At 33.0% G+C, this 20121-nt stretch carries 16 protein-coding genes and 1 tRNA gene; 3 read left to right on the top strand and 14 right to left on the bottom strand.

Annotated elements, in window-relative coordinates:
• Positions 1-36: 36 nt before the first annotated feature.
• The 6 genes from thiE to CDOM16188_RS05735 are packed head-to-tail and all read right to left on the bottom strand — an operon-like array spanning position 37 to position 4118.
• A complete protein-coding gene (gene thiE / locus CDOM16188_RS05760; protein WP_172200159.1) occupies positions 37-639 on the bottom strand; it encodes a thiamine phosphate synthase in 603 nt (200 codons plus the stop codon).
• A complete protein-coding gene (locus CDOM16188_RS05755) occupies positions 632-1369 on the bottom strand; it encodes a hydroxymethylpyrimidine/phosphomethylpyrimidine kinase (protein WP_172200156.1) in 738 nt (245 codons plus the stop codon). The genes thiE and CDOM16188_RS05755 overlap by 8 nt, the downstream gene beginning before the upstream one ends.
• On the bottom strand, positions 1366-1974 hold the full coding sequence (locus CDOM16188_RS05750) for a hypothetical protein (RefSeq protein WP_172200153.1): 609 nt from the start codon (positions 1972-1974) through the stop codon (positions 1366-1368). The genes CDOM16188_RS05755 and CDOM16188_RS05750 overlap by 4 nt, the downstream gene beginning before the upstream one ends.
• The gene (locus CDOM16188_RS05745) at positions 1971-2687 is read right to left on the bottom strand and encodes a basic amino acid ABC transporter substrate-binding protein (RefSeq protein ID WP_172200150.1); all 717 of its coding nucleotides are present in this window, start codon (positions 2685-2687) and stop codon (positions 1971-1973) included. Before CDOM16188_RS05745 ends, CDOM16188_RS05750 begins: the two co-directional genes overlap by 4 nt.
• A 44-nt stretch (positions 2688-2731) precedes the next feature.
• Entirely contained in the window at positions 2732-3460 is a 729-nt protein-coding gene (locus CDOM16188_RS05740) for an amino acid ABC transporter ATP-binding protein (RefSeq protein ID WP_169940388.1), read from the bottom strand.
• Positions 3453-4118 (bottom strand): amino acid ABC transporter permease, encoded by a 666-nt coding sequence (locus tag CDOM16188_RS05735; RefSeq protein WP_254064982.1) that lies wholly within the window; start codon positions 4116-4118, stop codon positions 3453-3455. The genes CDOM16188_RS05740 and CDOM16188_RS05735 overlap by 8 nt, the downstream gene beginning before the upstream one ends.
• 223 nt (positions 4119-4341) lie before the next feature.
• On the opposite strand from CDOM16188_RS05735, the gene putP reads away from it, so the two are divergent.
• Positions 4342-5832, top strand: a complete 1491-nt coding sequence (gene putP / locus CDOM16188_RS05730; protein ID WP_172200144.1) for a sodium/proline symporter PutP — start codon at positions 4342-4344, stop codon at positions 5830-5832.
• The gene (locus tag CDOM16188_RS05725) at positions 5833-7113 is read left to right on the top strand and encodes a DUF2130 domain-containing protein (RefSeq protein ID WP_172200141.1); all 1281 of its coding nucleotides are present in this window, start codon (positions 5833-5835) and stop codon (positions 7111-7113) included.
• A gap of 9 nt (positions 7114-7122) precedes the next feature.
• Here the strand turns inward: CDOM16188_RS05725 and CDOM16188_RS05720 are convergent, their stop codons facing one another.
• Positions 7123-7539, bottom strand: a complete 417-nt coding sequence (locus CDOM16188_RS05720; protein WP_172200138.1) for an SseB family protein — start codon at positions 7537-7539, stop codon at positions 7123-7125.
• A 115-nt stretch (positions 7540-7654) separates the two neighbouring features.
• Between CDOM16188_RS05720 and CDOM16188_RS05715 the strand changes: the two genes are divergently transcribed.
• Positions 7655-7731: transfer RNA gene (locus CDOM16188_RS05715), tRNA-Ile, on the top strand.
• Between the two features lie 315 nt (positions 7732-8046).
• Here the strand turns inward: CDOM16188_RS05715 and CDOM16188_RS05710 are convergent.
• The 7 genes from CDOM16188_RS05710 to CDOM16188_RS05680 all read right to left on the bottom strand — a co-directional run bounded on the left by CDOM16188_RS05710 (position 8047) and on the right by CDOM16188_RS05680 (position 19940).
• Positions 8047-9000 carry a hypothetical protein gene (locus CDOM16188_RS05710; RefSeq protein WP_172200135.1) on the bottom strand — a complete coding sequence of 318 codons (954 nt, stop codon included), beginning with the start codon at positions 8998-9000 and terminating at the stop codon, positions 8047-8049.
• The gene (locus tag CDOM16188_RS05705; protein WP_172200132.1) at positions 8993-10651 is read right to left on the bottom strand and encodes an AAA family ATPase; all 1659 of its coding nucleotides are present in this window, start codon (positions 10649-10651) and stop codon (positions 8993-8995) included. The genes CDOM16188_RS05710 and CDOM16188_RS05705 overlap by 8 nt, the downstream gene beginning before the upstream one ends.
• 313 nt (positions 10652-10964) lie before the next feature.
• The gene (locus CDOM16188_RS05700) at positions 10965-11525 is read right to left on the bottom strand and encodes a 4Fe-4S single cluster domain-containing protein (RefSeq protein ID WP_172200129.1); all 561 of its coding nucleotides are present in this window, start codon (positions 11523-11525) and stop codon (positions 10965-10967) included.
• On the bottom strand, positions 11525-13330 hold the full coding sequence (locus tag CDOM16188_RS05695; protein WP_172200126.1) for an AAA family ATPase: 1806 nt from the start codon (positions 13328-13330) through the stop codon (positions 11525-11527). Before CDOM16188_RS05695 ends, CDOM16188_RS05700 begins: the two co-directional genes overlap by 1 nt.
• Position 13331: 1 nt before the next feature.
• Positions 13332-14444: a hypothetical protein gene (locus CDOM16188_RS05690; RefSeq protein WP_172200123.1), complete on the bottom strand. Its 1113-nt coding sequence runs from the start codon at positions 14442-14444 to the stop codon at positions 13332-13334.
• Positions 14441-16234 (bottom strand): hypothetical protein, encoded by a 1794-nt coding sequence (locus tag CDOM16188_RS05685; protein ID WP_172200121.1) that lies wholly within the window; start codon positions 16232-16234, stop codon positions 14441-14443. Before CDOM16188_RS05685 ends, CDOM16188_RS05690 begins: the two co-directional genes overlap by 4 nt.
• Positions 16215-19940 (bottom strand): ATP-binding protein, encoded by a 3726-nt coding sequence (locus tag CDOM16188_RS05680; protein ID WP_172200119.1) that lies wholly within the window; start codon positions 19938-19940, stop codon positions 16215-16217. Before CDOM16188_RS05680 ends, CDOM16188_RS05685 begins: the two co-directional genes overlap by 20 nt.
• Positions 19941-20121 lie beyond the last annotated feature (181 nt).

Genomic DNA, 20121 nt, shown 5'->3' with positions numbered 1-20121 from the left:
AAAACTTTCTTTGTGACTTTGGTCTAAAGATTAAAACTACAAAAACCTGCTTAAATTTCTGTAATTTTCGCTTATGCTTTCAGGCTTGTAAAGAGCTGAGATAATGGCGATGAGATCTATTTCAAGAGCTAAAATTCTATCGATATTTTGAGCGTTTATACCGCCGATAGCGCAAATGGGTATATCTAAAATTTCTTTAGCCTGCATTATCGTTTCAAGCGAGCATCTTGCAGCAGTGGGTTTTGTTAAGCTTGCAAATACGCTTCCAAAAGCCACGTAGCTTGCTCCTGCGTCTTGTGCTTTAAGAGCCAAATTCACGTCGTTATAGCAGCTTACACCGATAAATGCATCTTTGCCTAAAATTTCTCGCACGGCTTTTATGTCGCCGTCGTCTTTACCGATATGAACGCATTTTGCTCCGATTTTTTTAGCAAAAGCCACATCGTCGTTTATGATAAATTTCGCTCCGAAATCATCGCAAAGCATTAGCAGCTTGCGTACTAAATTTTCATCTTTAACGGCTTTTTTGCTTCTATATTGAAAATGTTTTATCCCGCATTCTAAAATTTCACGAGTTTGCTCTAAGATAGTATCATCAGGAGTTAAAATATCATCGCTAATCGCATAAATTTCAGCCATTAAATCCTGCTTTGTGATTTAAAATTCTCACGCCGAATTTGCTTGTGTGTGCTGATTTTATAGAGTTTAAGATGAATTTTTTAGCGATTTTGATCGCCTCTTTCGTGTCGTTTCCTAATGCAAGAGCGCAAGCAAGCGCACTGGCAAAGCTGCATCCGGCTCCATGCATTATCTTTGGCTCTATTAACTCCTCTTGGAATTTAATTATCTCGCCGGCTTTTGTATGCAAGGTATCTTCGCAAATTTCATCAACTACAGTTCTTTTAAAGATGATGTCGCATGGCAAATTTGAAGTATCGATATTTAAAACACGCGCTTCGTATATGTTTGGAGTGGCTATCGTTGCTAGATTTAAAAGCTCTCTTAGCTCGTCTATCGCGTCATCTTTAAGTAGCTTTGCTCCCGATTTTGCAACGCAGACAGGATCAATAACCGTTGGCACATTAAGACGCTCTATCCAGCCTTTGGCGCATAAGATAAGCTCTTTATTAAAGAGCATTCCGACTTTGATCGCATCTATCTTAAGCTCGTCGGTTATCATTTTAAGCTGTGCGTTTAAAAATTCGCTCGAAACCTCACTGATAGCGCTTACTCCGTCGGTGTTTTGCGCAGTAAGAGCGGTGATCGCCGTTGCGCTGTAGCAGCCAAAGGCTTCGCAGGTCTTGATATCAGCCTGAATACCGGCTCCTCCGACGCTATCAGATCCTGCTATGATAAGTATGTTTTTCATTCATTTGCCTCTTTAAACTCTATTTGAATTTTTGGTTTTTCCTCTTCTTCTTGTGTTTCGTCCCACAATATCTCTTGCTCGCTATCTTCTTTTGGTTTTGCTTCGGGCTTCTTGCCGCTTTGGAAGCACTCGAAAATTTCGGGAAATTTATCTTTTATTCTGCTTGAAGTTACTTTGATTTTTTTATATTCTTTGTTTTTTGGTTTGGCTAGAGCGTTTTTTACTAGAGTTTTGTTTAAAATTCTGCTATTATCGCTTACTTCGCAAAGCCATCTATCGCCTAAATTTTGTTTGGCTTCAATGTAAAAATTTCTTCCGGGTTTTATAAATTTATAAATTTCATCTTCGTAAAATTTATTAAATTCTTCTAGCTGTTTTTCATCGTCTATGCATTTTTTTGGTTTATAAATTTCGATACCGTAAAGCTTACACGGAGCTGATTTTATAGGATTTATCTTAAAAACAAAAGTATCCTCGTTTATCTTTTTGACAAAGGTTGCGATTACTTTTTGATCGGCTAAAGCGAAAGTAGGAATAAGTAAAAAAACAAAAAGAGCCACGCAACTTTTAAATTTGAGTTTAAAAATTGCGTGAGGGGTTATCATTTAAGATCGTATTTTTCTAGTAATTTATCGTAAGTGCCGTCTTGTTTAAGCTCTTTTAAAGCGGCATTTATCTTCTCTATCAGATCTAAATTTTTGTCTTTATCAAAAGCTATAGAAAATCCTTCGCTTCCGTCTGATTCTTTATGAAATTCTTCCAGATCAGGATTTTTCTTAAGGTATCCGTATCCTATAGAGCTGTCAAATATCACCGCGTCAAGCTTGCCTGTTTTTAGTCCAAGCGTTAGACTTACGGTCTCTTCGGCTGGAGTTACTTTAGCTCCTTTTATCTCTTTTGCCGCCATCTCTTGAACAGTGCCAAGCTGCACACCTACTTTTTTACCGCTTAAGCTCTCTTTGTCTTTTATAGCGTCATTGCCTTTCTTACGAAGGTATATATTTTCAGTTAAATAGTAAGCGTCGGTAAAATCAATAGATTTTCTTCTTTCATCAGTTGCGCTCATCGCACTTGCGATCACGTTTATTTTGCCTGTTTTAAGAGCAACGATAAGTCCGTCGAAATTCATATTTACGAACTGGTATTTAAACCCTACTTTTTTAGAAAGCGCATCCATCAGATCTATATCAAAACCTGCAATCTTGTTTTGATCGTCGATAAACTCAAACGGTGGATAGTTTGCTGCTGTTCCTACTTTAAGTTCGGTAGCGCCAAGGCTAACTAAGCCCGCCAAAAGCAGTGCGAATAATTTTTTCATCTAACTCTCCTTAATGAAATTTGCGTAATTATAATACTTTAAAATTAATGATTTAACACTTTTCCTAAAAATTCTTTTAGTCTTTGATTTTGTGGATTTTCAAAGATATTTTTAGGTGTATCATCTACGGTAATTTTGCCCCCGTCCATGAAAAATATACGGTTTGCCACATTTCTTGCAAAGCCCATTTCGTGAGTAACTACAAGCATAGTTAGGCCTTTGGCCGCAACATCTCTCATGATATCAAGAACTTCTCCGATCATCTCCGGATCAAGCGCTGAGGTCGGCTCGTCAAAAAGTATCACGTCAGGATTCATCGCAAGCGCTCTGGCTATGGCTATGCGTTGTTTTTGTCCGCCTGAAAGTTTGTGAGGGAAGGCGTATTTTTTATCAAGCAATCCTACGCTTTTAAGAAGCTCGTCGGCTCTTTTTTCCGCATCCGTTTTGCTTAAAATTCCCGCTTTAATCGGAGCCAGAGTTAAATTTTCTAGGACGTTTTTGTTTGCAAATAGATTAAAATGCTGAAAAACCATGCTTATCTTTTGGCGAATTTTGTTTATATCGGCTTTTTTGCTCAGTATGTCTTCGCCATTTATCTTGATATGTCCGCTTGTAGGTTCTTCAAGGCGGTTTATGCAGCGTAAAAATGTACTTTTACCCCCGCCGCTTGGTCCGATGATGGCTATTACTTCGCCTTGTTTGATATCTACGCTAATATCTTTTAAAACCTGCAGATCGCCGTAGTTTTTGTTTAAATTTCTAATCTCAATCATGTCTATTTAGCCTCTCTTCAAGCTTTTTAGCCAAATACGAAAAAATTTTAACGCTTGTATAGTAAACCACGCCCGCAAATATAAGCGGCTTTGGGTTGTAAAGAACCGATTGAAAGCTTCTGCTTTGCATCGTGATATCGGCTACGCTTATGAAGCCTACGATGGATGTTTCTTTAAAAAGAGATATAAACTCGTTTGCAAGTGCTGGCAAGATGTTTTTTGTCGCTTGAGGGATTATGATTTGTCCCATTGAGGTTGAGTAGTCAAGTCCCATAGCGCGAGCCGCTTCCATCTGTCCTCTATCTACGCTAGCAATACCGCTTCTAACGATTTCTGCGACGTATGCGGAGCTATTTAATCCAAGAGCTACAATGGCTGCGTATAAATTTTCAAACGAAACAAGTATAATAAACGCAAAAACCATAAGCTGGAGCATGAGCGGAGTGCCGCGCAAGATGTCGATGTATTCATCTATGATAAATGTAAGCGGCTTGATCTTTAAGAAGCGTAAAAACGCAAGGAAAAATCCAAGTACTATGCCTATGGTTATACCGCCTGCGGTTAGTATGAGAGTTGTTTTGTAACTTTGCAGATATGCTAAGCGCTGAGTTGCGTTAAGCTCGGTAGGGTAGGTAAAATAAACACCGACGCAGACTATGGTTAGGAAAAAAAGAAGTTTGAAAAATTTCTCGTTCAATTTGGTTGCCTTTAATGAAACGTAAATGTCAAATATACAAAAAAATTGATATTTTTTTGCTTAATTGATACTGTTTTAGTGTGAAATTTCAGCTCACGCGAGCAAATTTAAGAGGGTAAATTTTTAAATTTTAATAAATTTAATGTTAATATATCGCTTTAAATTTAACCAAAAGGCTTGTTTTATGGAATTTGGCGCATATCTTGCTATTGCTCTTTATTTTGGATTTTTATTGTTTGTCGGTAAGTATTCTTATAACAAAAACGCAAATATGAGCGAGTACTTGCTGGATAATCGCAGACTAGGACCGGTTGTAACGGCTCTTAGCGCAGGAGCTAGCGATATGAGCGGTTGGATGTTGCTTGGAGTGCCCGGTGCACTTTATGCTACGGGTATCGCAAACGTCTGGATAGCCATTGGACTAACCATAGGTGCGTATTGTAACTATCTATTTTTGGCTAAAAGGCTTAGAGTATATACTGAGGTTGCAAGCGACAGTATAACGATTCCTGATTTTTTAGAAAACCGCTTTAAAGACAACACAAAAATTTTACGTATAGTTTCAGGTGTGGTTATACTTGTATTTTTTACTCTTTACGTAAGTAGCGGTATCATCGCGGGCGGCAAGAGCTTTGAGAGTTTTTTCGGGCTTGATTTTAAGATAGGAGCGATATTTACGCTATTTATCGTTGTGTTTTATACTTTTTTTGGCGGATTTAGAGCGGTTGCGATAACCGATGCTTTTCAAGGTTCGCTTATGTTTTTAGTGCTTATTTTAGTCCCTACCGTTGCGTTTTTTAATATCGAAATCCCAAGTGGAGCGAGCCTTTGGAGCGAGATTAACAAATACGGCGAAAACCACTTGAATTTATTTCACAATCAGACATTTTTAAGCATACTAGGACTCATGGCTTGGGGTCTTGGATACTTTGGACAACCTCATATTATAGTGCGTTTTATGGCGATAAGAAGCTCTAGCGAGCTTGCTCAGGCGCGCAGGATAGGTATCGGCTGGATGGCGCTTGGGCTCATTGGCGCTATCATGAGCGGGCTTATAGGCTTTGTTTATTATAGTCAGCTTGGCATGCCTTTAAAAGACTCTGAAACCGTATTTTTAAAGCTTGGGGAGACGCTGTTTCATCCATTTATCGTAGGAGTTATCATCTCTGCGGTGCTTTCGGCGATTATGAGTACGATTTCAAGCCAGCTTTTAGTAAGCGCAAGCTCTGTTACGAAGGACTTTATTCTTGCATTTTATAAAAAAGAGGTCGATGAAAAGACGCAGGTGATATTTGGCAGATATGCCGTAGTTGCAGTTGCTTTAGTGGCAACACTCTTGGCGTTTGGCTCAACCGATACCGTGCTGGGAGTGGTAGGTAACGCTTGGGCCGGATTTGGGGCTAGTTTTGGACCTGTGCTTTTGTTTAGTCTTTATTATAAGCGCATGAGCGCTCTGGCGGCACTTGCAGGCATGATAGTCGGCGGCATAACAGTGCTTGCTTGGATAGCTTTTGGGCTAAATTCTTATGTTTATGAAATTTTGCCGGGATTTGTAGCTTCAAGTATTGCTATTATAGTGATTAGCATCTGGGGTGATGCGATAGACAAGATGACAAACGAGCCAAATCAGAAAGTCGTGCAGGATGAATTTGAAAAGATGAAGACGAGACTATAAATGAAAGATAGCGTAAAATGCCCAAACTGCGGGTTTGATGTAGATGTAAATTCGGCTTTTAAAAGCCAAGTCGAACAGGAATTTAACCAAAAATTAGCCGCCGAAAAAAAGAATTTTGAAAAAGAGGTTGAGGCCAAAAGAGAGCAGTATAAGACGCATTTAGAGCAGCTAAACGCAAAGCAAAAGGAGCTTGAAGCTAAGCAGGCGGAATTTGACGCTAGAGTAGCTGAGGCCTTAAAGCTTAGGCAAAGCGAGCTTGAAGCACAGATAAAGATAAAATTTGAAAATGAAAATTTAGCTGCTGTAAATGCGCTAAAAGCCGAGCTTGAAGCCAAGTCAAAGCAGGTTAGCGAGCTAAATTTAAAAACCGTGGAAATAGAAAAACTCAAACGCGAAAAAGATGAGCTTGAAGCAAGTATCAAGGCTAAAAGCGAGCTTGAATTTTCGGCTAAGTTGCAAGCCGAAAAGGAGCGCTTACAAAAGGAAATTTTATCTGCCAATGAGCTTAAATTTCGCCAAAAAGATGAGCAGATGGAAGCACTTAAAAAGCAGCTGAGTGAAGCTCAAAGACGCATAGAACAGGGTAGCCAGCAGCTTCAAGGTGAGGTGCAGGAGCTTGCGATCGAGGAGTGGTTGAGGGCGAAATTTCCGCTTGATACTATCGAGGAGGTTAAAAAGGGCGCAAACGGCGCTGACTGCATGCAAATAGTAAATACTAGAGAGGTGCAAAACTGCGGTAAAATTTACTATGAAAGCAAGCGAACCAAGAACTTTTCAAATGAGTGGATAGAGAAATTTAGATCCGATATGCGCTCAAGCGGTGCTGACGTGGGAGTGCTTGTGAGCGAAGCGCGCCCAAAAGATATGGAGCGGCTGGGGCTGGTTGATGGAGTGTGGGTGTGTTCGTATGAGGAGTTTAAGGCGCTTAGCTTTGTGCTTAGAAATTCTGTGATTGAGCTAAATTTCGCTAAAAGCTCCGTGCAAAATAAAACAGGCAAAATCGAGCTTCTTTACTCTTATCTAACGAGCAATGAGTTTAAAATGCGAATTGAGGCTATCGTAGAGGGCTTTACCTCTATGCAAGAAGATCTTATAAAAGAGCAAAATGCGATGAAGCGAATTTGGAAAAGCCGCGAAAAACAGATAGAAAAGGTTCGTGATAATGCAATAGAGATGTTTGGCTCGATCAAAGGTATCGCAGGAAATTCTATCGGCGAGATAAAGACGCTTGAGCTTGGATTTGATGAGAGCGTTGCTCAAAGCGAGCCTGAAAACGAGTGAAATTTAAGGTTAAATTTCACAAATTTGCTTAATCGTCTTGAAATTTAAGATTAAATTATACGAAAATGCGTCTATGGTTATGCCCGCATACTTTTCTTTTGATGCTTCTAGCATAGTAAGATAGTTTTTAAGCTCTAAATTTAATACTTCTTGTTCGCTATCATTTCTCCACTTCATCATCTCTTCTTTGCTTGTAAAAGCGGGAAAATAGCTAAGATCGCTCTCTTCGTCTTCAAGAAGAATAAATTTGATATTTGAGCCTTCTTCTTCATAAAATGCCTTTCCATCAGGCTTCGCTAGGGCTTGATTGATAATAACAGGAGCCATAAACTGGGCTTTTTTAAGCTCTTGTATAAGGTTATTTTCGTTTTCTTTATCTGGATTATCTAAAAAAATTTGCATTGCTTTAGTTAAATTTGTATTCATTTTGTCGCTTTCGTTTTTAAATTTAATGACAATTATACATTTTTAAAAATTTAAAACAAAATTTAGCGATAAATAAGGTTTGCATTGTTATAATCACAACTTCAATTCAACTGGCGGGTTCATAGCTCAGTTGGTTAGAGCATCCGGCTCATAACCGGATGGTCCCAGGTTCGAGTCCTGGTGAACCCACCATTATATACTTTCAGTGTATTTTTACCTTCTTTTACCATACTTTCACTGTATAAAAAATTACCTAAAATTCGTTTATATTCCACTTTTTAGCTTTTATTTCCATAATTTTGAAATACAATAGTTTTACTTTTATTAGGTGGCAAATGGGGTGGCAAGCAAACTATTAGGTGGCAAGGCAAAATTCAACTCTAATAATACAAATATAAAGTCATAGTACATATTGCTATATAATAGATAAAAGTGCAGTTTTCTATAAATAAAAACTTTAGAGTATTAAATTTTTAGTTTTATAAATATTTTATTGCTCAGTTATGTCTAATATGTTTTTATACTCGATGATGTAACTTCAAAAGCCAAATCAAATAAAGGATTGTTTCTATCAAAAGGGGATGTTATATTGCTTAATTCTTCATATAATTTTAAACTAAATTCACTCTCTTGATTGTCGTCTTTATCCAATCCTGCCGCTACAAGAAGTCCAACCTGATTAGTTATTAAATACCTGTCATGCATCTTAATGTTACCAATCTTTTCTTTCCATACAAATATAGTTATAATATGTCCGTATTTAGAATAAATAAAATTACAAATTTCTTGCCATTTTTTTAGTTTATTTTTAAAATTACCATACTCATTTTCTTGAAATCTACAATGTATAATTATTTTTCCATAAATTTTATTATTTCTGCGTTCCCCAAAATTCTTTGCTATTATTTCCAATGATACTTTATATCTAGGGATGTGCAGATAAAAATATGGATCTATTATAGTAACTTTTTTTGCATAAGCTACTATGGTAGAAAATATTTTTTCTAATTCTTTTTCAGTTTTAACTCTTTTTATAGACCCATTGTATCCATACTCATTAACTAGATCTATACTGTCTAAATGATTGAGTGTTAAAGTATAGTCAGTCGTTTTGTTAGAAAATATAGAATTTATCCTCTTAATACTATGTATATTCTGAGCAATTTTAAGCCAATCATCTTCTGTTTGTGGCTCAATTCCACTTTTTGGCTGAAATTCTATTCTTTCCCTATCTTTGAGGTGACTTATGAGTTTTGATAGCAAATCTCTATGTTGAGGAATACAGGAAGATATATTGGATAGAACATGGTTTATCCATTGTTCATTCTCTAAAGACAATACAAAACCTCCATTTTTTATATTCTCCAAAAGTGATTTCAGATTGTAAAAATTATTTACGCTCATGTTGCTTTCTAAAAATACTTCAGGAGTTATAAATATCTCTTTTAGCATTTTACTCAAACCTCTCTTTGTATCCTTCTTCAAAAAATCCATTTGGCCAAGCATCTAGCAAAGTCCCGTCGACATCAAGTTCCAGCTCTTTAATATATGTATCTTCTCCATTATTATCAACATAAAGTAAGCATATGTCTTCAGGAGTTATATACAACTCATCGCCTTTATTGATTTTTCCTTCACTAGAGTATCTTAGCCTTCTCATAATTCTAAGCAATATGTGTTCGCTATGAGTTTCTATGAAAAAATCATTTCTATTGTTATTTTTTGATTTTATAAACTCGTCTGCTATTTCACATTGAACGGCTGGATGTAAATGAAGTTCTGGTTGTTCTATAAAAATACTGCTATCATAAAGAGTAAAGCAACTTGCTAGTATAGGTAATGACTGCGATATTCCAAGACCCATATCTCGTGGCGATACAAATACACCAGTTCTTAAATCAAGAAATTTTAATTCTTGGATATCTGGATATTGTATATTGGGAACATCTTTAATATCTTTAAATTTATAAAATTTTTCAACTTCTATTTTATAACTTGATTTAAGTTTTTTTTCATCAGATAACCATGCATTCAGTTTTTTTCTAGCATATTCATCGTGTACGATTTTTTCCCATATGTCCTTACTTGAATTTGGCTTGTAGTCATCCCTATGGTCGCTAAAATTATCAAATATAAGATCTTTCCTTTCGGGATAGAATCTAAGCGGTGAATAATATTGTATTGTTTTTCTATACATATAATTTTTACAACCTTCAAATATGCAAAGTGCAATATCTCCAAGCAATACATCAAGTCCTTTGTTTTTATCAAATTCTTTTAAAATATTATGTATATTTTTATATTTCAACTCATCAAGTGACCACAAATAGTATCCTATTTCGTCTATTTTATCTTGATTGTAAAGATTCGGTTCTGTATCATAGGACTCAATGTAGTTTATATTGTCTTTTACTGTTTTTACAAAAGGGTGATTTTTGTTAAGTCGTATCAAGAAGCGATCTTTTAAAAATGTTCTGTCTGTTGTTTTAAGATTTTTTGGGCAATCGTCCGCATTATCATAAAAAGATGCTAAATGTGCATATTCTTCAGAGTTGATAATTATAACTATATCTTTTTTGTAAAATGCGTAATTGCGATCTATCCCGGTACGAATTTCTATTTCTATTTTTTCTATGCCGTAGCTATTGCTTATTATACTGTGTAATTCTTCTACATTAATGCCTGTAGTTAATTTTAAGTTTTTGTTATCTTTTATAATATCAAATAAAAGCCTAGTATTTATTTTTTCTAAAAAACTCTCACTATTAAATTCATTGTTTAATTCAGAAAAATAATCAGTATATTTGTAGTATAAAATATACTGTATAGTTTCTTTATCCATGAACTCGTATGTATATCTTAATATGTTTTTTGTATCATGCTTATGGATAAAATTTTTAAACCCTCCAAAGTCTATTTCGTCACCTCCCAAATCTGTTTTTTGTAAATCAGTATTGCCATTATTCAAAAGATGCTCTCTGTATAAAATAGCGTGTAAAAAACTAGATTTGCCCGAGCTATTAGGTCCATATACTAAAGTAATAGGTTTGCTTGAGAATTTCTGTGGATGTTTGCCATATGCCTTAAAGTTATTAAAACTACACTTTACCATTTTAATTCCTTGAGTGTATTTTTTGATTGTGTAATTATACAATTTATCTAATATTGTATTTTAATAAATTTTTATGATAGTTCAATATGATACAATAATATGTTTAAAAGTTGTTTGTTTTTCAAGAGTTATATTATTAGGTGCGGCATGGAGGCCAACAAGGTGAACATTTAAACCGCATATTAAAACTTTTTTCCAAGACTCTATAGGTTTTATAGAGAGATTGTCTTAAATTTGATATTCGGTACCTAAAATTTTACTAACTATTAGTTTTTTTGACTTCAAATACATTGTTGGTTTTGTAGCTGTAATTTTACAAATTTATTACCCAACCATTCATGCAAATACTATCTCTCCCTATTACAATATCTACCTTAATTTCACTTTTAAAATCGCTTAAAGTATAAAAATTTGTCAAAAAGTGAATTTTTTGATTGCTAGAGCCAACTATACCGTAATCTTCATTATATAGGTCGTCAATATACTCGCCATCTATAAGTACATCTGTGTATTCCAGTAACTCCGCTAAACTTTCCATATTCATTAACTGCATTTCTTGTAATGTATAACCACTAAAAAGAAGCACGCTAAGGTTGTTTTGCTTGCACCATTTTGCGACTTTTGACAGTCCTTTTGATTGTAAAATCGGCTCACCACCCAAAAGAGTAATACCTTCTATGCCGTTTACTTTATGGGATTTTTCAATTATTTCTATTAAGCTACGAGTTTGTATAAATTCTCGTTTTTTTAGTGCTTGCATATGCGGATTGCAACAATTTTTGCATCGTTTTAAGCATCCTTGAGTCCATATTGCCATACGTTTCCCTGGCCCTTCGGCAATTGTACACTCGCGGATACTAGCTATATTTAACATTAGTTAAGCTCAAATTCAAATGTGCCAAATTTTTCGTTTTCTATTTTTATTGTTATTGCACGCCCACTAAGCGAATCAAAATTTTCAAACACAAATTCTGATAATGGATTGACTATGTGGCTTTCTAGCATATTTAGCACACCTCTTCCACCACTATTTTTATCAACTTTTGACGCTAAAATCTGATATGTTTTTTCTTCATCGTCAAATTTAATATCGCTAATTTTATATTTTTCTTTTACAAATTGCTTTATTTTTTCAAATTTGGACTTGGCTATTTCTATCAAAAAAATATCGCTATTGATGAAGTTAAATGGCACGATATTGTCATCGCCTATCCTATTAAGAAGTTCTGGGCGCTTTAGAGTCACTATAAAATGCTCTTTGACTTTTTGTAAAAATTGTCTTTTTACCTCTTGTTTGATATCAGAATTTACAGTATCTGAAGCACCGATATTTGACGTGAAAATAATAACAGACTCGGCAAAAGATACGGTCTCGCCTTTGCCATCTGTTAGTCTGCCGTCTTCTAAAATTTGTAAAAATTTATCTAAAATTTTGCCATGTGCTTTTTCTATCTCATCAAAAAGCAGTACACTAAAAGGTTTTGCCTTGATTGCATTTGTTAGCTGTCCTCCTTCTTCGTAGCCTACATATCCAGGAGGTGCTCCAACTAGCCTTTGGTCACTATGTTCATGGTTAAATTCTGACATATCAAAACGTATGCAAGCAGTTTCATCGCCAAATAAAAAATTCGCCAATGACTTTGCAAGCTCAGTCTTACCAACGCCAGTAGGGCCTACAAAAAACAGTACGCCTTTTGGCTTTTTAATTTTTGTCGAGTGTTGCAAGCCTGAAAAGCCTGTAAAGGCTCTAATAATAACACTTTCCACCTTTTCTATTGCTTCATTCTGCCCTTTTACTCTTTCTTTTAAAATTTCTTGTATATTAAATAGCTTGTCTCTATTGAGATCCTCCCAAGGGCTTTTACTCTCGCCGTATTTATATAAATTTATAGTTTTTTCATAACTTAGTTTAGGCTCTGAAAGTTTAGATAGTTTTATGATTTGGGCGATATCTTTTAGGCTAAAACCGTCAAGTGCATCTATAAAGTCGTTTAGTTTTGACTTATCTAGCATTGGTTCAAATTCAATCATTGGTTCTATGTATTCAATAAATTCATATCGTTTAGAGCGAGGTGGCATAGGTATGGTAATGGTACTTACGTTTGGATCGCCTACATAAAAAGATGATGGGATTGTTGCTAGTTTTTGGGTTAAAATTACTATCAAACAACCTTGTCTTATCATGTCCGTATTTAAAAGATCGTATATTGCGTTTTCATTTATGCTCTTTTTGAGTATAGCAAGCCACTGCTTTTCTTGATCGCTCATACTAGAATTCGAGCTAAAAATGTAATCGGAATAGTCTAGGATAAAACAAGTTTTTGAATTTATTTTTTGCAATATAAAGCTAAAAAATTCATTTATATCTTTGTATTTTCCAGTATCATTATTATTGTTCTTGCCGTCTTCTCCTATATCATAATTTTCCTCGTCATCGTCTAGGTTGTCTTGATTGGAATCATAAAAACCGCCACTACTTTTGGACAATTTGCTTATACCGCTAATCCTATCCCAGAGGATAACATTACTAAAATTATCATTAAGCATATGAATTATGAAATCGATAGTGTTTACATATTTACCAGTCTTGCCTTTGATTATATCAGAAGTATTACCATTTAGCAAGATAGCACTTTTTAGCTTACTATCTCGTTCAAATTTTTTTATCCATTCGCTCATATTATCCTCTTTTTAGCGGTAATTCATTGTTTTTACTAGTATCAATTGTATCTTTAGATATCCTATCCGGATTTTCCCAAATTGTTTTTTTGGTTTCAAATTTGATAGAGTAAATGTCATTCATCTCTTTTTCAAATTTTTCTATATCCTCGATACATGTCATTCCTTTATAGTTATCAAATTTATATGTTAGTTTTCCATCTAAAGATACTTTGCAACTAGCTGTTTTTCCGGATGGTCGACTTGCTTGTATTATTACATTGCCGTCTTTTAGAGCTATCTTTGTTACGTTAAATTCTTGCTTTTCTAAACTTGCTTTTATACATTTTACAATCTCTTTTCTGGCTGTTTCATCTATCAAAAAATCATTTGTTTTCCGTTGTACTTCTTCAATATCCGCTTTTATGCTTGATATATCTTTATGGCTATTTAACGCAACTTTTGTTTTGGCGATTTGAGCTAAAATTTTTTCTTGTTCTTGTTTGTTTTCGTCTGAGATTTTTTGATTTTTTATTTCTGCTTCTATGGCTTCTAGGTCATTTTTGGCATGAATCTTTAAGCTTTCTTGTTCTTTTTTTTCTCTATAGGTTTCCGCTTTTATTTTTGCATTTTTTATTGCTGATGAGATTTTGTCACATAGGCTGTTTTTAAATGCGGTCAAATTTGTTCCGTCATATCTAGACAAACTATCTCTAATATTGTTAAGCTCATCTTTTGCAAATTCTATCACTAAAATATCTGAAATTTTACGAATTTCAGAATAATAAAAATCTACAATATCATTTTTGTTTAAACTAGTTTGCTCTTTTTTGATTGCCCTTGCATTTGATTCTAACTGATTTATATAAGTCCCTATAGCAAAGCTTAGATCTCTTGCATAATACGGATCTTCTAGTAATTGTGCCTCGGCTGTAATAATATCTCTTTCTAGCATATTTAGTGAGATATATTCATCCAATCTTGCTGACTTCATAGAGGCTAGCCTTTTTTTATATCCAGTTAAAAACTTGGCCGTCTGACTTCGTACCCTATCTTTATTCAGTTCCTCTCTTTTGCGTCTAGCTCTTTCTTGTTCTTCTTGCCATCTGATTCTAGTTTCGTATTCTCTACTCATTTTTTCTTCTTTCTTTTCTTGTTTTTGTTATTTTTTCTATTTATTAAGTCTCTTATAGTACTATCAAGCAAAGTATTTTCTATATCGTTCACAGGTATCTCTGTTAATCTATAAATCGTGTTAATCATGCTTTTGATTTGATCTAAATTTTCTTTTCGAGTTTCTGGATCTAGAATATCCTTGCATAATAATCGTATTTTATTAATAGCTATTTCTACTTCACTTATCTTTTGTAGATTTTCTATTTGTGAGATTTGTGTAAAAAACTTTGGATAATATTTTTTTATAAATTTATTCTGTTCTAGTTCGTTTGATTTCAAATATCTCATAAACTGTATCAAATCATCATAGCTATTTATATGCAATTTATCATAAATTCGTTCATTGTAAATCATTTGAGTTAATTCTATATATTCAAATATTTCATCATTTTTATCTAAGCTATTAATTCTTTTATTGTTTAGAAGAATATATTCTTTTATTTCACTAGATGTTTTTTCGTCTTTTATCTGGGCTGTTTTGTGAAGAAAACGGTAAAATATTTCTACTCTATCATAAAAAAGTAAAATATTATCTTTAAAAATTAAACTATCAAACCATTCTAATATGACCTTATTTCTAACTTCATTTTTTAAAAATAGAGCCAAGTAAATTATATCGCTGTTTTTATATAAGTATTCACTTATAATTTTAGATAAAAACCCATCTACACAATTTTGCATCTTTAGGCTGTAAAAAAGAGATATTTTACTATTTCTATTATAATATTTGACTGCAAAATTCGCAAGACAAACATTTTGCTTATAATTACAAAGCAGACAATTTTCTAAAGGCATTTTATCAATTACTTTTACTATGATTTGTTTATCATAAATTTTTATATCAAACTCATCGCTTTCACATACTAATAAAATCTTTATTTTATTAATATTCTTATCGGAATACTTTTTTATCACCTCAGGATATGACCTAATACCATGTGCTTTTTGGCTAAACAATAAAACATCGTCATTGTTAAAAAAAGAAAGGTTATCGTGAAATTTTTCTATTTGTTCAAAATTAAAATATTCAAAGTCATTTAATTTTTCGTCACTTTTCCACTCACTCTCTATATATCTAAAAAATTCTTCTAAAAAATCTTTGTTATTTTCTGTAAGAGTAATATGTCCATATTTGTCTATCAGTACTCCATTTTTAATGTGTTCCCACTCTTTTGTACTGCTGTGTAGTTCAATCTTGTTTATTTGAGTACTATCAACAAACCATTTAAATTTGCTTTTTTGGCTTTCTAAAATTTTTACTGCCTCTATCTTTTTTACCGTAGGCTTTTCATCAACGCAAATTTCAATACCTATAGGTTGAGTTTTTCTATTTTTATAATGTAGATCTAGTTTTTTATTAAACATATCATATGAAAATGTAACTTCCTCTTGCCTGATATCGGTTGGGATTTCGCCTTTATCAAGAAAAGCTCTACCGTCGCTACTGAGTTCAATATCTTGCATAGTTAGGGCTTGATGATCATCCAAATCATCACAACTTAACAACCCTTTACTTTTTAGGCTTTTTAGTATCGGTAAAATAGTTTTTTCGAAATCACTAATAAAAAATATATCGTTAAATAAGACCGCTAGGTTTGAAATTGAAAAATTGGTTTTTTCGTAGTTGGCAAGCAGCTCTAACAATAGCCATTCAAAAGTTGTAATCTTTCGTATACTAAAATGAGAAACTACTGTTTGATATTTTAGATATGGTTCGGATATTGTTACTTTAGCTATTTCTTTTTTCATTACTATTGCCTTTTGTGTCAAGCTTTTTATATTCTTGATATATCGATTTTGCGAGACGATTTCCTAGTAGAATATTGCTATCAAAGTACATATTGGCTTCAATTAGGGTATTAATAATATCTCGATAAATCCTTCTATTTAAACTACCTATTTGATCCATTTTTGGAATTTCTATATTTAACTTTTTAAAGCAGTCAATATCACCCATAATAAATAGTACTTTTTGTGCACGTGAAAACATGACATTTATTCTCTCAAAACTCTTTATATGGCTTGAATATGAGCGTGTCCTAACCAAATTTGATATTATTATCTCCTTTTCCTTGCCTTGAAACCTATCTACCGTGTTTATGTCTACGCTAATATATTTAAACGATATGCCTTTCTTTTTCAAAAACAATCTTATCTTATTTACTTGTAATTGATAAAGACATACAACTCCAACACTTACTTTGTGATCAATCTTTTTATCGGCATAAAATTTTTCTAGTTTGTTCAAAAGTTCGACTGTCATATGCACCTCTGCAATATTATATGTAGAGGTGCTTCTAGCTTCATGTAGTTCGGATATTTTTTCTTTTTTGCCGTCTACTACTATTTCGCTCGAATTTATCCAGTATACGTGCTTTTGGGGCTCTATAAACTTAAAACCATTTTCGCCTTTTATTGTTATATTGTGAGCCTTGCTGATATTTTCTATCTCAAGAGGCAGCCCGGCTATAAGTCTATTTTCGTAAAATCTATTTATCACACTCATGATTTGGCTATGCATTCTAAACTGTTTTAGTAACGAATGCTTAATATTTGGATTTGCAGTTTCAAAATATTTTTTAAATATGGAAGACGTTACCATGTTTTTGTATTCGTTAAAATTTTCCTCAGTGATAATATTCTTTAATTCCTCATCTTCTCTATCACACACACTATCTACTATTTCACTATATGCTTTTTCATTTTCTCCAAATAGGGGAGGCAGTTGTCTGTGGTCGCCGACTAAGATAACTTTGCTAGATTTTAGCATAGGCAAAAGTAGTTCAGGGGGAGTGGCCTTGCTGACTTCATCTACTATAACCACATCAAATGTATCAAGTCCTCTATCTTCTAAAATTTTAGGATTATCCGTACATGACATACCAACAATATTGCAAGAGTTTATATATGTATCTTTATAATATTCATTTTCGTTTTCTAAGTCTATGTTTTCTAGCTTAGAATTGAAATTTTTTAATATATTTTCAAAATTTTTTCTTGTAGAAGTGTAGTTGTTTATTTTAGTAACCAGATCATTGCGTACTCGTTCTATTTTTTCTAATGCCTCATCTTTGGAGAGCTCGTCGCAAATATTGTATTTACTTTTTATATCAGTTATATTCTTATTTGTCTGGTTGACAATATTTAAATTGTGCGAACGACTTTCTTTGTTAATTAATATTTTGCCATTTAAAATTTCCAACTCTTCCTTATAAGTTTTAGTGTCTATAAAGGTCAAATTTTCTAAAAAACTTGTTGAAAGACTATAGATTTCGGTATTAAATTTATTATCTAATTCAAGTATCGGTGACCAGTATTTTGTAACTATACTTCTTATCTCTTGTAAATTGCTAGTATAAAATAGTCTTTTTTCTGTTTCTTGCAGCGTAAATATGTTATTACCAATTTTCTTTTCCAACTCTTTTCGTTCTTTTTTGAGTCTATTAAAATCCTCTTCGTCATCGATTTTGTAAAGCTCGTCTTTAATCTCATTTAGCCTATTTATAATATCAATATTTTGAGGATTAGGCTCATTTAGATTAGCTAAGTCTAACCTGTTTTTTAGCTCTTTTATCTTTTTAAGATTATTATGAATTACTCTTATGGCTCCACTTGCATCATTTTCATCTTTTTGCAGCGTTATTTCCAAGGTGTCTAGTTTTATACTATTATTGATTATATTTAAACGTGGTGTGATTGCCGGTACTATTTTCTTTATTAGTTCATTTGGTAATACAAAATTTACATCTTTATATTTTAAAAAATCTAAAAATTTAGCAATCTCATTTCTAAAGTGTCTGGTAGTATTGTTTTTATCTTCAGCTTGTTTTATTTGCAACTTTATATCTTGGGATTTTTGCCTGTTTATAGACAACTCTTTGTTAATATCTTCGATTCTTGCTGACAAATCTTCTAATCGTTTATAATAATTTGATAGATCGCTCATATCCTTGTCTATAGCATTTTTTCTTTCTTCATCTTTGCTCCACATATCTATATATTTTTCTTTAATTTTATTTTGTATCGTGCTTAAATAGTAGCCCAAAGCCTTGCTCTCTTTTAGGTGCTCTATATCGTCACTAGTTTTGCTATCGTTTAGACGCACTGCTCTTATAGAAGGGTCTTTGGCTAGCCTCTCTAGTACGTTATCAACTGCTAAGTTTGTTTGGGATGCTAGCAATACTCGTTGCCCATTTTTCGTAAAATGATATATCGCCTCGGCTATTACGGTAGTTTTACCGGTTCCAGGAGGTCCTTGTATTAAACAAATATCTTTAGTGGCTAGCATTTTTTGAACTGCTACTTTTTGCTCCTCATTCAAGTTGGAATTTTTCCACACATACTCTTTGTTTATCTCTTCAACTGTTGGTATTTCGGCTTTTGTTATATCAAATAACCACAAGAGCAAATTTGGTGACATATTTTCATCTTGCAAGGCTTTATTTATACCTCTCTTTAGACGAGATATTAGTGCAAAATCACCAACCTCTTTTGTAGCTAAAAAACCAGTTTTTTTATCTTTAAAAAAACCATCAACTTCTTCACTGCTTACATTAATGTTGTATTCTTCAATATAATCTTTATCTATTTTGAAAACAACATTATATTCGTAAAGATTATTTTTATATGTAGACACTATGTTGTCTATCTTGGTTTCCAAATCACCTAAAATTCTAGTGCTGTTAAAATTCTGACCGACTTTATATTTTGGATTATATACGAACCTTGTATCCTCTTGTGAATATGAATTGTCAAATATATCCAAATTCCCTCGTTTTAGATACTTTTTTATTTTGTCAAAGTCTTTTGTATCCTGTACTATAAGATTTAATACAATAGACTGATCTTCATCATTAAACTTGATATATTTATACTTTATCCCGACTAATTTTTGTTCTACGATTTTTTTTCTCCACTCAAGATAGCTTTGCCACTCTTGGAAATTGTCTTGAGAAATTTTAACTATAGATTCTGTTTCATCTATTTTATAATTTAAATCATGGCTGCCAAAATTGCCTAAATTTTTAGTATGTACGATAACACCATTTATCTCTTCTTCTATTTCTTTTTTTGCACCTTTATAGTTTGGTACTATTTTTATCTTATTTACAACAAAGAAGCCACTTTTTACATAACCTCTAAAAGAAAGTGATTTACCATTTAATTGCTCTATAAAAAAATTATCATACGCTGGTCTAATCCAAACCTGACGCAATTCTTTAGGCTCATTGTCTTTATAAGAAACAATTCTAGTTGCATTAGCAAAGTACAATGTATTATTAAAGCCGTCATAAAAGCATTTATCTAATAAATTTTTAGCATACTCTACAATGCCTATATTTTCTAAAAAATTATTGTTACTTTCAAGCATTTTATATATGTTTTTTATGTCAAGCTCTAAATCATTTCCTCTGCCGTTTAAATCATTTTCTATCTTAATATATAAATCGTTCATATTTTAAATCTTTCATATATAAATATTAACTTTAATTTAAATATTTATATAATTATATTAAAATCTCTTTGATTAAAAAATAAAAAAGTCAAATAAGATATTATTGTAATTATAAGATTAAATACATATTGTATATGTGGTTAGTTAAAAACAGACCTTAGAAAAATAATAAAAGATTTGT

It is taken from the genome of Campylobacter sp. RM16188 (assembly GCF_012978795.1).
Classification (GTDB): Bacteria; Campylobacterota; Campylobacteria; order Campylobacterales; family Campylobacteraceae; genus Campylobacter_A; species Campylobacter_A canis.
The sequence above is the reverse complement of the archived record's forward strand: the minus strand, read 5'-3'. Positions and strand labels throughout refer to the sequence as shown.